This is a genomic window from Shewanella youngdeokensis (assembly GCF_033180165.1).
Classification (GTDB): domain Bacteria; phylum Pseudomonadota; class Gammaproteobacteria; order Enterobacterales; family Shewanellaceae; genus Shewanella; species Shewanella youngdeokensis.
This window is the reverse complement of record NZ_CP136522.1, coordinates 1,227,844-1,244,891: the sequence shown is the minus strand read 5'-3', so window position 1 is coordinate 1,244,891 and position 17,048 is coordinate 1,227,844. Positions and strand designations below refer to the sequence as shown.

Below are 17,048 nucleotides of genomic sequence, written 5' to 3'. Positions count from 1 at the left end.
TTACACCTTGGCCACCACGCGTGCTGAAACGAGCACTTTAGCGAAGTTTGGGTATATAATGTCGGTTACAGTTTATTAGCTAACTACATTCTACAGTGAGGTCGCGTGTCAGATACGTATATTCCATTAGAGCAATACAAACGAAAGTGGATTTTTAACCATAAAGATCTGCCAGTTACCGACGAAGATAAGGCGCTAATTAAGCCGTTGTCTCAAAAAGCATCGATGGAAGTGTGGAATAAATGGATAAGCAATAAAAGCACCTGCGCCGAGCAATTTGGTAAAGGCGACTGGGCAGCAAAAGACAGCGCATGGGCACAAACTGAACCATGGCAAAGCGATTGGGACAGTGAAGAGCCTGCGCTACCGGCACCAATTGCCGAGCATATTCAATGGCAAGACGCCACCAAGGTATATTTTTGCTATGAAAAATATCAAGTCATTGAAACCCGCTGGGATGTATTTGTTAGAAACTGGAAATGCTTTTTGTTTTTTGATGATGGCCCATTACTGATTTCAGCTAAACAAAAGCAAGCTATTTGGTTTAACCAAAATGGCGAGTATAAATTGGGTGTACGCGGTTAAGTCTACAGAGGAAGAGGTTTTTATGAAGTTTTTATCGACCCTACTTTTCGCTGGGGCATTACTGTTACCGAGCACGATACAGGCTAAAGATGTTGCAGGTGTTATGCTTGAAGACAGCTTAACACTTAACCAGCAAACCCTTGTGCTTAATGGCGCTGGTGTACGCAGTAAGTTTTTTCTCGACCTTTATGTTGGTAGTTTGTATGTTCCTACCCGTTTAGATAATACTGCCGCAGTGATTGCCGCCGACAACGTAGCGGTAAAATTGAATATAACCTCCGGCATGATCACAGCGGAAAAAATGATTAATGCAATTAATGAAGGTTTTGATGATGCAACCGACGGCAATACGGCTGCGATTCAAACTCAAATTGATCAATTTATGGCACTGTTTAGCGACGAGATTATTGATGGCGATCAATTCACTTTGTTAGCCAGCAAAGCTGCTGGCGTAACCGCATTTAAAAACGGTGTGGCACAGGCGACCATTAGCGGAGAAGACTTTCGTCAAGCACTGCTTAACATTTGGCTCGGTGAAGAACCCGCCCAAAAAAGCTTAAAAAAAGCGATGTTGGGCAAGTAAATTTTAACAGCCAATACCGTTAAAATTTGTAGGTGAAATCCAAGGCCAGCGCGCCTTGGTTTTCAATATCTTGTTTAATGTTTTGTGGGTTTAACTCTAGCTCACCTGCGTAAAATATCCCAACAAATCCATTAACGCTTACGGCGTCACTCACTCGCCATCCTACTCTAGCAAAGCTCACCCACTCGTCAATTTCTGCGGTTTTATCAACATCAGCAATTAAAAAGCGACTGGTTCTTTTAGACGTACCTACACCGATATCCCAGTCAGAGGCCATAGTATAACTGAGCTCTAACCCCGCTGGGCCACTAAAGCCAGCCGAAAACGGATTGCCCAGCTTGAGTTGCTCGGTAATTTGCCAGTTTACCGCCAAAAAGGGCACTGTTCGCACTTCATCAATGTCATTTAAATAACCAACGCCAAATCCAAGCATGTTACCAGAGCCAAAACGATACATTGCCGATAAGACGGCACCATAGCTTTGCGAATCACCTAAAGAGGCATTATCGGTGGCGGCATATTGTAGTTTAGGGGCGAGCATAAACATCCACTGCTCATTGGGACGATATGATAATGATACGCTTACACGATAGCGCTCTATTTTGTCCCAGGTAGACTGCCCACTAATGCGGTTTGATGACCAGTCATAATCTAAATTGTCGTACCCTAGCTTAGCGCCTATAAACCACTGTTTATTAAGTGGCATACCGGTTTTTAAATCAAGCATCCATTGATTACGCTGTAGCTCACTCCCCTGCCCTCCGACGTCAGCCGAAGCGGTCGCAACACGCGACACACTGACACTTAATGGCGAGCGGTTATTTGTTGGTTTTTCTTGCGCGCTGGCTGTAAACGCTACGGTAGAAAGTACTATTGAGGTAATAAAAACAGATTGTTTATACATGCTAACTCCATTAGCAGAACAAGGCCATAAACATGATTTGCCGTGCCTAACTATGCGTATCGAACTGTACGCACCTAACATTACTCTTTGATTTTGCGTTGCTACTTACGTTTGTTATAAAAAATAAGATCACTTTGTTACAAACGCCAGACTATATAAAGCCAAGCATATCTCATCGGTATTGTCACGGTGAGCCAACCTAGCCTTCACTAACCAGTGTACGCCACTATGAGCCAGAGCGAACCCTATAAGCGTTTAAAAACATATTCACGCTGCCATTTATGTATTCAGTACGGTCATCAATGAGGTCGGCAACATCTAGACCTAATTCAAGTTTCATTCTCATTTCACCAAAAATCATGAGGCAAAATCGCACGGCACAATGTTGCGGGTTATCAAATTGATAGCGCCCAATTAGCGCCACACTTTTTAAATAGTCAGTGAGTATTCGCAGCATGTTTTCAGGGCCGGCGCTGTAGAATAAGTGCGAAATTTCAGGATGGGTATCAGCCTGCGCCACACAGGCCTTAAACACAGTGATAGCCTCAGAACTTACCACCACGTCAGCAAAATGCTGGGCAAATTTAGTGAGGTTATCTTCGGGGATAGCGGGATCAGATAACATCTCTTGGTTAACGCCATTAATCAGACATTTAGATTCAATTGACGCCACAAATAAATCATCTTTACAGCCATAGTGAGAGTATACGGTTTGCTTAGATACCCCAGCTAATTTGGCCACTTCATCCATGCTGGTATTGGCAAAACCTTGCCCACAAAATAGCTCTTTTGCCGCCAATAAAATTTGTTGTTTTTTTTGTTCGCTTCGACTCATCACCGCTACGTTCATTGCCATTATTACTCTATTGAAGGGGCCGAAATAATTAGATTTAACTATTCAATCACAAAATGGACTAGACAGTCTAGTTCTTACAAAATAGACTACACAGTCTAATTTAACAATTTACTCACTTTAAGTTAACCATTCACCTAACCCAATTGGATTGTCATTAATGGATATTTCGAAGGCCTTTGCTCACCATAAACTGCTGCTTGGTTTAATCGTTATCGCTTTATTAACGGCATGCCAAGATGAGCAAACAATTGCCCCTGCGGCCCAAATTTATCAATCCGTTAGTGCCAGTGAATTAATTGCCGCGCCATCTTACCCATACGCTCAAGAGTTTTCTGGCACCATTCGCGCCGGCAACACCACTGGGGTAGGTTTTGAATTAGCAGGTAAAATTAACGAGTTAACAGTCGACAGCGGTGACAGTGTCGTTAAAGGACAACGACTAGCGCAGCTCGACACACGATTATTACTGGCTGAAAAAAATGAGCTATTTGCTAACCTGCAACAAAATAAAGCGGATCTGGACTTAGCCATCGCCACGCTTAACCGTAGCCTTGAGCTCAACAAACAAGGTTATGTCTCTGCCCAGCAGCTTGATGAACTCAAGGGTCAACTCAATAGTTTACAGGCAGCAAAAAGTCGCCTTAGTGCCTCAATCGAAGTAAACCAACTTAAAATTGACAAGTCTGAACTACTAGCCCCGTTCACTGGCACCATTAGTAAGCGTATTCATAATCTCGGTGAGGTAATAAGTCTCGGCAGCCCAGTATTTACTTTGATTGAGCGTAGTAACGTACAGGCCTATATCGGCGTCCCTGTTGACGTGTCCCACACCTTAACAACCGGACAGACGGTAAAACTGCGGGTACGTAACCAGTTTTACCAAGCGAGCATTGCTGGCATTGGCGCTGAGCTTGACCCCATAACCCGTACCGTAGAGCTTAGGGTGACCTTGCCTAGCGACGCCAACGTCATAAATGGCGAATTAAGCTATCTATATTACCAACACACCATCAACACCCCTGGTTACTGGGTACCAGTATCGGCACTGACAGATGGAGTCCGCGGCCTGTGGAACATCTACGTTTTAGTGCCTAGCAATGACCGTTATCGAGTTGAGCACCGAGATGTTGAAATCATCTATACCTCACAAGATAACGCCTTTATTAATGGCGCGGTTTCGGCTAATGAGCTCTATGTTAATCAAGGCTTACATAAGCTAGTAGCGGGGCAAATTGTCACGCGCCAAGCTAGCACTGTAGCGAGGTAGTGATGATGGTGAAGGCATTAGTGCAAAATGGCCGCTTAATTAGCCTGGTCATCGCTCTGTTATTGGTTGCCGGCCTTGGAGCAATATCTAATCTGCCGCGCATGGAAGATCCCGATATTATTAACCGCTTCTCGTCAGTGGTGACTCACTACCCGGGCGCCTCAGCCGAACGAGTCGAGGCATTAGTGACTGAGGTACTGGAAAGCGAGTTAAGACGCTTAGAAGAGCTAAAGCTGGTGCAATCAACCTCGCGCCCCGGTATTTCAGTGATTCAACTCGAACTTAAAGACAGCGTTATCGACACCGCCCCAGTTTGGTCACGCGCTCGCGACATGGTTGCCGATGCCACAAGCTTACTGCCTAGTTCAGCTCAAAATGCCACTCTCGACGATAAAGTCGGTTATGCCAATACCGCCATTTTAGGTATAGCTTGGCGAGGTGCGGGCCCTGTACGAACCGACATGCTAAACCGTTATGCCAAAGAGTTACAAAGTCGGCTGCGCCTGCTTAACGGCACCGATTTTGTAAAGCTTTACGGCCAACCGACTGAAGAGATCCTGGTGCAGCTAGACGGCCACATGGTTAACCAATTGCAGCTAACCCCGCAAGCCATTGCCCGAATATTACAAAATGCCGACGCAAAAATATCGGCGGGTAAGATCAGTAACGACAATTTTAAAGCACTGGTTGAAGTCTCAGGTGAGCTAGACTCGATCGCTCGCATTAGAGAAGTGCCTGTAAAAGTAACCGCTAGTGGTCAAATCATTCGTCTTGGCGAACTGGCAAATATTACCCGTCAATCCAAAACCCCCGCCTCCAGCATTGCCATTATTGAACAACAGCAAGGGGTTATGGTTGCCGCTCGCATGCTCAACAATACTCGCGTTGATCTGTGGCTTGAAAAGGTCAGAACGGTGGTCGACGAGATGCAAGCTGGGATCCCAGCCAATATTGAAATCGAATGGCTGTTTGACCAAGAGCATTATACGACTGACAGGCTCAGCGGCTTGGTGGGCAGTTTGCTACTGGGCTTTGTCATTATTTTAGCGGTATTAATGCTTACGTTAGGGCTAAGAAACGCGGTCATTGTGTCATTATCATTACCGTTAACAGCCTTATTTACACTGGCTTGCATGAAGTTTGTTGATTTGCCTATTCATCAAATGTCAGTCACGGGGCTGGTAGTTGCATTAGGGATAATGGTCGATAATGCCATTGTGATTGTGGACGCTATTTCTCAGCGCCGTCAACAAGGACAAACCAAACTGCAAGCGGTGTCTGACACCTTAAAGCATTTATGGCTGCCATTGGCTGGCTCAACCATTACCACCATGCTTGCGTTTGCCCCCATTGTATTAATGCCAGGTGCTGCCGGTGAATTTGTTGGCGGGATCGCGATTTCAGTGATGTTTGCTCTGCTGGGTTCTTTTATTATTTCGCACACGATTATTGCTGGTTTAGCAGGTCGGTTTGGTGTCGAGGGGAAAGGCAGCCATTGGTATCATCACGGAGTCCGATTACCGTTAATGAGTAACGCTTTTAAAGCGTCTTTAGCATTCGCACTTTCACGTCCGTTATTATCAGCGTTAGTAATTGGGGTGCTGCCGGCAATGGGCTTTATTGCAGCCACGCAAATGACAGAGCAATTCTTTCCGCCTTCTGACCGCGATATGTTTCAAATAGAGGTTTACCTTGCGCCACATGCCAGTGTTGATAATACCCGAATTGAGGTTGAAAAAATGGATACGGCGTTACGCCTAGTCGCAGGGGTAAACCGTATTGATTGGGTTATAGGTGGCAATGCACCCTCTTTTTATTACAACCTTTTACAACGCCAACAAGGGGCTAGCAATTACGCCCAAGCCATGGTGAAAGTTGACAATTTTGCCACCGCTAACCGGCTCATTCCGCAATTACAACAATCACTTGATAAAGATTTTCCACAGGCACAAATTATTGTAAGAAAGCTCGAGCAAGGCCCGCCCTTTAATGCCCCGTTAGAGTTACGCATTTTCGGCCCGAACCTAGACCAGTTAAAACAGCTAGGCGAGCAAGTCAGAAAAGTGCTCAGCGAAACCAACAACGTTATTCATACACGTGCCACATTAAGCGCTGGCGCACCAAAGCTTTGGTTACAGGTTAACGAAGACGCCAGCTTAATGAGCGGCTTGACGTTAACTGATATTGCGCAACAGATTCAAATGGCGACCACCGGAATTAATGGTGGCAGCATGCTAGAGCAAACAGAATCACTCCCCGTAAGAGTACGCTTGCATGATCGCAATCGCGAAGAGCAAACCAAGGTATTAGGCTTAATGCTGATATCGGGCAATGGTAATGGTATCCCTTTGTCTGCAATAGCCAGTAACCAAGTCCAAGTGAGTCGTGGGGCTATTTCGCGTCGTGACGGTAAACGGGTTAATACCATTGAAGCTTACATTAGCAGTGGGGTGTTACCCCAGGCAGTGTTAGACAATGTTGAAACCAAGCTCAGTGAGATTGCCTTACCAAGTGGTTACAAAATTGAGATCGGCGGTGAAAGCGCTAAGCGCGACGAAGCGGTGGGTAACTTAATGTCTAACCTCGTGTTAGTAGTGTCGTTACTTATCACAACTGTGGTGTTGTCGTTTAATTCATTTAGGTTAACCGCGATAATATTGTTCAGCGCGATACAGTCGGCTGGGCTCGGGTTACTCGCCGTTTACCTCTTTGGCTACCCATTTGGGTTTACCGTTATTATTGGCTTACTAGGCTTAATGGGCTTAGCGATTAATGCTGCGATTGTTATTCTAGCGGAGCTTGAAGAAAACCCAACCACACGTGAAGGGCACACCCACACAATTGTTGATATTGTTACTAACTGTGGCCGCCATATAGGTTCAACCACCATTACTACGATAGGCGGCTTTTTACCGTTAATTATTGCCGGTGGTGGTTTTTGGCCACCTTTTGCCATTGCCATTGCGGGCGGCACATTACTAACGACCTTACTCTCTTTAGTGTGGGTGCCGACAATGTATCACCTCATTATGCGCCCTAAAAAAACTCCAATTATCCAACCAAACCTGAGAGATTCAAACCCTGTGCTTTAGGTGATATTGCACGTCCCTGAGCGAATTGAGAGTCGCGGTGTTCATCTCTTCTCCATCATAAAAAAAGCCTCGCTATTGCGAGGCTCTTAATCATCTATCGACGGGTCTAAAGTTAGTCTTTAGTTTCAGTTTCCCGGTCCATATTTTCTGTTGTTTCAAGCCAAAGGGCGTTAATAATACCGAATGAGCAGGCTAACAACACGCCTAAAATCCAAGCAAAATACCACATAGTCTAGGCTCCTTTTTAATATAGTGAGGTCTTGTTCTTTTCGATGAAATCGCGAGATAACCGGCCAAACATCTTCAAGTACGTGAACACAGTGTAACTGAGTACAATTGGTACAAAGATAATTGCAGCCCAAGTCATTACCGTAAGCGACACTTCACTGGCTGTAGCATCCCACATGGTTAAGCTAACATTTGGCTCAAGTGATGACGGCATTACAAACGGGAACATTGCTGCACCACAGGTTAAAATCACTGCCGCAATACCAACAGAGCTAAAGAAAAATGCAAAACCTGAACGATTCACTCGGCTCGATAGCAACACTAAAATTGGCATCAACAAACCTAATACCGGGAACAGCATAGTCACAGGATACTTGTCATAGTTAATTAACCAAGCGCCAGCTTCTACTGCAACGGTCTTAAGTGCTGGATCAGACAAGCCAGCAGTATCAATAGTTGAAGTAACAACATAACCATCAATACCGGTAACTAGCCAAATACCAGCGGCACCGAACAATACAAACAACAGCATTGATAACAACTGCGACATTTTAGTGGCACGAACACGTAGCTCACCTTCTGTTTTCATTTGCAGCCATGTTGCGCCTTGCAGCATAAACATACTGACACACACTAAACCTGCTAATAAACCAAAGGGATTAAGCAACCCAAAGAATCCGCCGTGGTAAGTTGCACGCAAGTACTCATCAAAGTTAAACGGTACGCCTTGCAATAAATTACCAAACGCAACACCAATGATGAGTGGCGGTACAAAGCCACCAACAAACAATGCCCAATCCCATGACTTACGCCATCTTGGATCTTCAATCTTCGAACGGTAATCAAACCCAACAGGTCGTAAGAACAACGCAAACAATACCAACATCATTGCCACGTAAAAACCTGAAAACGATACCGCGTAGACCATAGGCCAAGCCGCAAATAAAGCGCCACCAGCGGTGATCAACCATACTTGGTTGCCATCCCAGTGCGGGGCAATCGAGTTAATCATTATCCGGCGTTCAGTATCGTCTTTACCAATAATCGGTAACAGCGCTCCAACGCCCATATCAAAGCCGTCAGTGACCGCAAAACCGATGAACAACACACCAATTAGTGCCCACCAGATTAATCTTAACATTTCATAATCAAACATAATCAGATCTCCAGTTAGGCATCAAGGTTTTCAAAGTGATAACGGCCAGTCTTCAAAGAACTTGGACCTTTACGAGCAAACTTAATCATCAGATAAAGTTCAATCACTAATAACACCGAATAAAAAGCCGTTATCGATATGATACTAAATAACAGATCACCGACTGACAAACTAGATGCTGACATAAACGTAGGTAGCACTTCAGAAATCGTCCACGGTTGACGCCCATACTCAGCAATAAACCAACCACTTTCAATCGCAATCCATGGTAATGGTAAGCTATACAGCGCGGCTTTAAGCACCCACTTTTTCTCTTCAATTTTATGACGCGTACTTTGCCAAAATGCTGCCGCAAAAACTAACAACATCACCACGCCGGCTCCAACCATTATCCGGAAAGACCAGAACATAGGCGCAACGTTTGGAATAGAGTCATTTGCGGCTGCTTTAATTTGCGCGTCGGTCGCATCGACTACATTTTCAGTGTAACGCTTCAAGAGTAGGCCATAACCTAAATCGACTTTGGTCTCCTCAAATGCGGCTCTAATTGCTGGCGTTTCGTTACCCGCTCGTAGTTGCTCCAGGTAACCATATGCCACCATGCCGTTACGAATACGCACTTCATGATCTGCAATTAAGTCTTTAATCCCGATCACTTCCTCATCAAGTGAACGCGTGGCAATAATGCCCATCGCATAGGGAATTTTAATCGCAAAGTCATTATGTTGCGTTTCTTGGTTCGGGAATCCAACAACCGTGAAGGCCGCTGGTGCAGGCTCAGTGTGCCATTCAGCTTCAATTGCAGCCAACTTAACACGTTGTACTTCACCGACTTTGTAGCCAGACTCATCACCCAGTACGATAACCGATAAAATCGACGCCATACCAAAGCTTGCCGCTATCGCAAACGAGCGACGAGCAAACGGTAAGTCACGATTTTTCAAGATATAGTATGAACTAATCGCCAATACAAACATGGCACCAGCCACGTAACCCGACGCGACTGTATGCACAAACTTCACCTGCGCCACAGGGTTAAATATAACCTCCGAGAAACTGGTCATCTCCATGCGCATGGTTTCGTAATTGAACACTGACCCGACTGGGTTTTGCATCCAACCATTCGCCACTAAAATCCACAACGCAGACATGTTCGACCCCAACGCAACTAGCCAGGTTACTGCCAGATGTTGACGCTTGCTGAAGCGATCCCAACCGAAGAAGAACATACCGACTAATGTCGATTCTAAGAAAAAGGCCATTAAGCCTTCAATCGCGAGCGGCGCACCAAAAATGTCACCAACATAATGTGAGTAATATGACCAGTTAGTACCAAACTGGAATTCCATCGCTAAACCTGTAGCAACCCCAAGCGCAAAGTTGATACCGAAAAGCTTACCCCAAAACTTGGTCATATCTTTATAGATTTGCTTATTGGTCATCACATAGAGTGATTCCATAATGGCTAGCAAGAAAGCTAACCCCAAGGTCAAAGGTACGAATAGGAAGTGATACATAGCAGTCATCGCAAACTGAAAGCGCGACAGCTCAACAACCTCTTCTAAAATCATTTGTTACTCCTTAGGTAATGCATCCAATCACTATTGGAAAATCCCCATCAACAACAGTGACTGCCTAGGTAGAAATATTTATGTAGTTAACTACGCTCGTTATTTCAAAAAAGCCCACTTTCACTACGATTTGTTATGTAATTCATGTTTTTTGTTATTTGAAGATAAAACCACCAACAATAAGCAGCCTATCACCGCAAATACCCTGCAAAAGTGATCAATATCACAAACAATGAATATCTGAGTAAGAAATTAGTTATTATCAGTCACTTGCAGTGAATAAAACCGCTAATTCCAAGTTATTTTATAGCACCAAAAATTGATTTAAATCAATCAATGTATCCACTTTCAACAAGTAACGTGCACTAGCGCACAAACCCACACAGCACGCAATCGACAACCAGGCAAAATCATGATAGGAAAACAACAAAAACATCAAAAAACAGCATCTTAAGCCGACAAAGCAATAATGCACCACAAAACCCACAATAACAGACAATTAACATATTAAGCGTTAACAAAATTAATGTACAACACAACCACCAGAAAACAAAAAATGATATCAATCAACAACTTAAAACAATTGCCACTTTAAAAATCAAATAGAGGAACGCAGAAGCATTAGATATACTAATGAATAAAAATAATTTAACTCGTTTGATACGCTTATTATATATGGCTAAAATACGCACCAAGTTAAGGAGACGGTCTAGTTGTTCCGGTGACGTTACCCGGAAAGATCCGCTCCTAGAATCACCATAAATTAATTGCGGATTTACCACTATGACTAAGTATTTTGATCGTCTAGTTAGCAGCTATCAGCGTGTTTTTGTTGAGCTTTATAACTCAAGAGAACTGTAAGTTAAGTTTTATTTGCAAGATTAGTCTTGAAGTTTTGTTAGCGCAAAGCGGCCATTCGTAGCAATATGAATGGCTTTTTTTTGTCTAAATTTTGGCAAGTAAAGACACTCACAAAATGAGGTGGCTTTTGATTAAACTGCCAATAAAGACAGCTAACCCCCAACTTTTAGTTGCAGGTATAAAAATCGTTTAATTAGGATTACATGTAACACTTAGAGCCGAGTAATCTATTGTTTAATAGATACTTAGCTAAGTTTATTCTGCGGCATAAAAAAAGCCCCTTATTTTAAAGGGGCTTTTTGAACACTTGATTTTCGCATTTATAGGCGTTGACTAATTAACCAATTGATTTTCTAACATTACGGAACATTCTCATCCATGGGCTATCTTCGCCCCATGAATCTGGATGCCACGAGTTAGCAACGGTTCTAAATACACGCTCAGGATGCGGCATCATAATCGTCACTCGACCGTCGGTGGTGCTTAATGCCGTAATTGCATTTGGCGAGCCATTTGGGTTTTGTGGATATTGAGTCGCGATCTGCCCATTGCCGTCAACATAACGCAGTGCAATTGTGCCTGACGCTTCCGCCGCAGCTAATGCCTGCGCAGATGCAAACTCTGCTCGACCTTCACCGTGTGAAACAGCAATCGGCATACGAGAACCCGTCATGCCCTCAAAGAATAATGATGGACTCTTTTGCACTTCAACCAAACTAAAGCGCGCTTCAAAACGCTCAGAACGGTTACGGACAAAGTGTGGCCATAATTGGGCACCCGGAATGATGTCTTTTAAGTTAGACAACATTTGGCAACCATTACAGACACCTAGCGAGAAGCTATCATTGCGTTCAAAGAATTGACTAAACTGCTCACGGGCACGTAGGTTAAATAATATCGACTTAGCCCAACCTTCACCCGCACCTAAAACATCACCGTAAGAGAAACCACCACAAGCCACTAGACCTTGGAACTGCTCAAGACTAATGCGACCACTGAGAATATCACTCATGTGTACATCGGTAGATTCGAATCCAGCACGGTCAAATGCTGCAGCCATTTCAATATGGGAGTTAACACCTTGCTCACGAATAATCGCCATTTTAGGTGCAGCACCTTTTAAGATAAACGGTGCGGCAACGTCTTCGCTTGGGTCAAAGCTTAAATCAACTGTTAGACCTAAGTCATTAGCGTCTTGCTTGAGCTGATGTTCCTCTTTGGCACATTCTGGGTTATCGCGCAGTGACTGCATACGATAAGTTGTTTCACCCCAAATGGTGCGTAATGAAGTACGCGTTTCGGTTAACACTTCGCGCTGACCATCAAAAATAGCAATTTTGTCTGTAGCTGTTAGCTCTGCAACCTTAAGACACGGTACGCCTACAGCAGCAAACTTAGCGGTAATTTCAGCCGACTGATCACGACGAACTTGGATAACAGCACCTAGCTCTTCGTTAAATAAACGCTCAACGTCAGTCCCATTTAAAGCACTGATATCAATATTCAAGCCGGTATGACCTGCAAATGCCATTTCCACCAAGGTGGTGTATAAGCCCCCGTCACTCTTATCGTGATAAGCCATAATCGCTTTGTCAGCGACAAGCGGCTGAATCACTTCAAAGAAGCCTTTTAAGGTAGCTGAATTATCCAGATCCGGCGCGATATCGCCAAGTTCACTGTATACTTGCGCTAAACAAGAACCACCTAGACGGTTTTGACCTAGGCCTAAATCAACCAGTAATAACTCACTGTCGCCCTTATCAGTACGCAGCTCTGGGGTCACGGTATTACGCACATCTTGCACAACACCAAACGCAGTGATCACTAACGACATTGGTGAGGTCACGGTTTTTTGTACGCCGTTATCGTCCCAAGCCGTTTTCATTGACATCGAGTCTTTACCAACTGGAATGGTCAATGACAAGTCAGGGCAAAGTTCTTCGCCAATAGCTTTAACCGCTTCATACAAACCAGCGTCTTCACCAGGGTGGCCCGCAGGTGACATCCAGTTTGCCGATAGTTTAATACGCTTAAATGAGCCAATGTCAGTACCGGCAATATTTAAAATAGATTCTGCAACCGCCATACGCGCTGACGCACCAAAATCAAGTAGTGCTAGCGGCGTACGTTCACCAATCGACATGGCTTCGCCAGTATAGGTGTCATAGCTTGATGCAGTGACGGCACAATCTGCCACCGGTACCTGCCAAGGACCAACCATTTGGTCACGGTTAACTAAACCTGTCACCGAACGGTCACCAATGGTGATCAAGAATGTTTTTTCTGCAATGGTTGGTAAACGCAGTAAACGATGCGCCGCTTCTTTAACGTCGATTTGGTTTTGATCTATTGCTGCAGATTGCGCTTTAGCGCTCACCACATCGCGGCTCATTTTAGGAGCTTTACCTAACAAGACTTCAAGCGGCAGATCAATCGGGTGGTCTTCGAAATGTTCATCGCTAAGGATCAGCTCTTTTTCTTCAGTTGCCACACCCACAACAGCAAACGGAGCTCGTTCCCGCTCACAAATCGCAGTGAAGGTCGCTAAGTTTTCTGGCGCAATTGACATAACATAACGTTCTTGCGACTCGTTACACCAAATTTCAAGCGGGCTCATACCTGGCTCGTCAGACGGTACGTTTCGCAGCTCAAACTTACCGCCACGGCCACCGTCATCAACCAGCTCAGGGAAAGCATTTGATAAACCGCCAGCCCCTACATCGTGGATAAACTGGATGGGGTTTTCTGCACCCATCTGCCAACAGCGATCGATAACTTCTTGGCAACGACGTTCCATTTCTGGGTTTTCACGTTGCACTGAAGCAAAGTCTAAGTCTTCGCTTGATTGTCCAGATGTCATCGAAGACGCCGCACCACCACCAAGGCCGATGTTCATCGCTGGGCCGCCTAATACAACCAGCTTAGCGCCAACGGTAATTTCGCCTTTTTGGACATGCTCTTCACGAATATTACCTAAACCACCAGCCAACATAATTGGCTTGTGGTAACCCCGAACTTCAACGCCGTTATGGCTGTTCACTTCCTGTTCGTAGGTACGGAAGTATCCAACTAACGCAGGGCGACCAAACTCATTGTTAAATGCTGCACCACCTAATGGGCCTTCAGTCATAATATCAAGAGCGGTAACAATACGGGCCGGTTTACCATAGTCGGCTTCCCACGGCTGCACAAAGCCCGGAATTTTTAAGTTAGAAACACTAAAACCGGTTAAACCAGCTTTGGGTTTAGAACCACGGCCAGTAGCACCTTCATCACGAATTTCACCACCACTACCCGTTGCAGCGCCTGGGTATGGACTAATCGCCGTTGGATGGTTATGCGTTTCGACTTTCATCAAAACATGCATTGGCTCAGTATGGTAGCTGTATACGCCATCTTGATTTGGAAAGAAACGACCCGCAGTCGAACCTGTCATCACCGCAGCGTTATCTTTATACGCCGACAGAACGTTGTCAGGGGTAACAGCCATGGTGTTCTTAATCATTTTGAACAATGATTTTGGCTGTACTTCGCCATCAATTGTCCAATCTGCATTGAATATTTTATGACGGCAGTGCTCTGAGTTTGCCTGCGCAAACATCATCAGCTCTACATCATGCGGGTTACGTTCTAGCTTTTTGAAGTTTTCGACAAGGTAGTCGATTTCGTCCTCAGCAAGAGCGAGGCCTAAGGAGGTGTTCGCACTAACAAGCGCACTACGGCCTTCACCTAGAATATCAACACTGATAAATTTAGCCGGCTCTGTACGGGCAAATAATACATTGGCCGCATTAAAGTCGGTTAAAATAACCTCAACCATACGGTCATGTAATAGTGCTGATAACGTCTTGGTTTGTTCAGTCGTGAGTTCGTCGGCAATTACGTAATAAGCGATACCACGTTCTAAGCGCACGACTTTATCGAGTCCACAGTTGTGGGCGATATCCGTTGCTTTAGATGACCAAGGAGAAATGGTTCCAGGGCGGGGGGTGACAAAATGGAGTTGACCTTCTGGCTGGTGTGCTTCGATAGCAGGGCCATAGGTTAAGATTTTTTCAAGCTGTTGAGTTTCGTTTTCATCGAGTGATTCTTTCAAATCAGCTAAGTGGGTAAACTCGGCATAGATTTGGCGCACAGGTAGTGCTGCCGCTTCACAAGCTTCCATCAGCTTCTGTACTCTAAACGCCGAAAGTGCAGGGGCTCCGCGAATGATCTCCATCACGTCTTTTCACCTTATAATTATAATTGCAGGGTCAGATCTGGCGCCATTATAAGGAAATGTTTAGCACAAATCATCCGCAGTTTTTGTCAAAAACAGAGTTTCCTATACAGGAAAATAGGCAGGCAATTTAATGGCCCTTTGCCAACAAAAAAATGCAGCAAACTAATGATTTACAGCCATACTATCAGTAGTATTTCTTGCGCTAGATCACGTTTTTGTTCCGCTAATTAAGAGTGTGCTACAATCATCGGCTATTTTTTAAATTTAGGCGCTAATAACTCATAATGATCAAACGTTTTTTTGTTGCTCTATGCTGTATCACTCTACTGGCTAGCTGCCAGAAAGTGGTCGTGGAACAAGAAAAAGCGCCCATAATAAAACCTAGAACCCAGCTAGTGGTCGGTACGCTGTTTGGCCCGCAAATATATTTTAGTTCAGGCCAAGGCGACTCGGGTTATGACTATGAAATGGCCGCCCGCTTTGCTGACTACCTCAAGCTGACATTGCACATGAAGCCCTATAACAATATTAATGAGCTGTATCGTGCATTAAGGCATGGAGAAATTGATTTAATCGCAGCGGGTTTAGCCGATACACCATCGAGACGAGAGCAATTTAGAGTTGGCCCACCTTTGTATCGTGTCAACCAAGTACTGGTTTACAAACAAGGTACTCCGGTACCTAAAGACATTAATAAGCTACAGGGAGAGATAACCGTGATGACGGACTCTTCTTTTGTCGATACGCTAACTACATTGCAAAAATCCAACCCCAATCTGACTTGGAATCAAAAAAAGGATACCGACTCTGAAGAGCTTCTCAGCCTAATTGCCAGTGGCGAGCTGCTCTATACCATTTCAGACTCAACCAGCTTAGATATTAACCGACGCTTTATGCCTGAGCTACGTGAAGGATTAATTCTCAAGAAAAAACAGCCTGTGGTTTGGCTACTACCTCCAAACAACAGCGACCAACTGATGAGCCAGTTGTTAGCGTTTTGGCATATCGAAAAACGCAACGGCACCCTCGCCTATTTAGATGAAAAGTATTTTGCCCATGTAGCTCGTTTTGATTATGTCGACACACGCGCTTTTATTCGCGCCATTGACAATAAGCTACCAAAATACCGCGCCTCATTTGAAAAACACGCTGACAAAATTGATTGGCGAAAATTGGCTGCAACCGCTTACCAAGAATCACATTGGAACCCTAATGCGCGCTCGCCAACCGGGGTGCGCGGCTTAATGATGCTGACTTTGCCAACAGCCAAACAGGTAGGAATTAAAAACCGCCTCGATCCGTTTCAGAGTATTAAAGGCGGCGCCAAATATCTCAACAGCATGCTGGAACGATTACCAGAGTCGATCCCTGAAAACCAACGTATGTGGTTTGCACTGGCCTCTTATAACATTGGCTTTGGTCATGTTGAAGATGCACGAAAATTAGCAGACAAAATGGGGCTAAACCCCAGCGCTTGGCGCGACATCAAAGAAGTGTTACCACTGCTACAAAAGCGTAAGTATTATAAAAATACGCGTTATGGTTACGCCCGTGGCAATGAAGCAGTGCACTATGTTGATAGCATCCGCCGCTATTACGACACGTTAGTGTGGATTGATAACCAGAACTTGCTTCTTGAGCTTAAAGAAGATGGTACGCAAACGGCAGATAATCGCCCTCAAGTATCAAAAAGTGAGCAGTCACAATAATTAAACGAGATCTA

Annotated in this window: 11 protein-coding genes; 5 read left to right on the top strand and 6 right to left on the bottom strand. The window is 44.7% G+C overall.

Annotated elements, in window-relative coordinates; genetic code table 11:
- Positions 1-105: 105 nt before the first annotated feature.
- Positions 106-585, top strand: a complete 480-nt coding sequence (locus RGE70_RS05265) for a DUF2947 domain-containing protein (protein ID WP_310470482.1) — start codon at positions 106-108, stop codon at positions 583-585.
- 22 nt (positions 586-607) lie between these two features.
- Positions 608-1,168: a chalcone isomerase family protein gene (locus RGE70_RS05260; RefSeq protein ID WP_310470481.1), complete on the top strand. Its 561-nt coding sequence runs from the start codon at positions 608-610 to the stop codon at positions 1,166-1,168.
- A gap of 19 nt (positions 1,169-1,187) precedes the next feature.
- Here the strand turns inward: RGE70_RS05260 and RGE70_RS05255 are convergent, their stop codons facing one another.
- Both RGE70_RS05255 and RGE70_RS05250 read right to left on the bottom strand, forming a co-directional pair.
- Positions 1,188-2,072, bottom strand: coding sequence for an autotransporter outer membrane beta-barrel domain-containing protein (locus RGE70_RS05255; RefSeq protein ID WP_310470480.1), 885 nt, complete (start codon positions 2,070-2,072; stop codon positions 1,188-1,190).
- A gap of 226 nt (positions 2,073-2,298) precedes the next feature.
- Positions 2,299-2,922, bottom strand: coding sequence for a TetR/AcrR family transcriptional regulator (locus RGE70_RS05250; protein ID WP_310472925.1), 624 nt, complete (start codon positions 2,920-2,922; stop codon positions 2,299-2,301).
- Between the two features lie 163 nt (positions 2,923-3,085).
- Between RGE70_RS05250 and RGE70_RS05245 the strand changes: the two genes are divergently transcribed.
- Positions 3,086-4,195, top strand: a complete 1,110-nt coding sequence (locus RGE70_RS05245; protein WP_310470479.1) for an efflux RND transporter periplasmic adaptor subunit — start codon at positions 3,086-3,088, stop codon at positions 4,193-4,195.
- A gap of 5 nt (positions 4,196-4,200) precedes the next feature.
- The gene (locus tag RGE70_RS05240; RefSeq protein ID WP_310472924.1) at positions 4,201-7,287 is read left to right on the top strand and encodes an efflux RND transporter permease subunit; all 3,087 of its coding nucleotides are present in this window, start codon (positions 4,201-4,203) and stop codon (positions 7,285-7,287) included.
- A 112-nt stretch (positions 7,288-7,399) separates the two neighbouring features.
- On the opposite strand, the gene cydX is transcribed toward RGE70_RS05240, so the two are convergent.
- The 4 genes from cydX to purL all read right to left on the bottom strand — a co-directional run bounded on the left by cydX (position 7,400) and on the right by purL (position 15,322).
- A complete protein-coding gene (gene cydX / locus RGE70_RS05235) occupies positions 7,400-7,516 on the bottom strand; it encodes a cytochrome bd-I oxidase subunit CydX (RefSeq protein ID WP_310470478.1) in 117 nt (38 codons plus the stop codon).
- A 15-nt stretch (positions 7,517-7,531) separates the two neighbouring features.
- On the bottom strand, positions 7,532-8,671 hold the full coding sequence (cydB, locus tag RGE70_RS05230) for a cytochrome d ubiquinol oxidase subunit II (protein ID WP_310470477.1): 1,140 nt from the start codon (positions 8,669-8,671) through the stop codon (positions 7,532-7,534).
- A gap of 14 nt (positions 8,672-8,685) precedes the next feature.
- Complete coding sequence (locus RGE70_RS05225; RefSeq protein WP_310470476.1) at positions 8,686-10,242, bottom strand: cytochrome ubiquinol oxidase subunit I; 1,557 nt, start codon at positions 10,240-10,242, stop codon at positions 8,686-8,688.
- A gap of 1,198 nt (positions 10,243-11,440) precedes the next feature.
- Positions 11,441-15,322, bottom strand: a complete 3,882-nt coding sequence (gene purL / locus RGE70_RS05220) for a phosphoribosylformylglycinamidine synthase (protein WP_310472923.1) — start codon at positions 15,320-15,322, stop codon at positions 11,441-11,443.
- Between the two features lie 290 nt (positions 15,323-15,612).
- Here purL and mltF point away from each other — a divergent pair, with 290 nt between their 5' ends.
- Positions 15,613-17,034, top strand: coding sequence for a membrane-bound lytic murein transglycosylase MltF (gene mltF, locus RGE70_RS05215; RefSeq protein WP_375087932.1), 1,422 nt, complete (start codon positions 15,613-15,615; stop codon positions 17,032-17,034).
- Positions 17,035-17,048 lie beyond the last annotated feature (14 nt).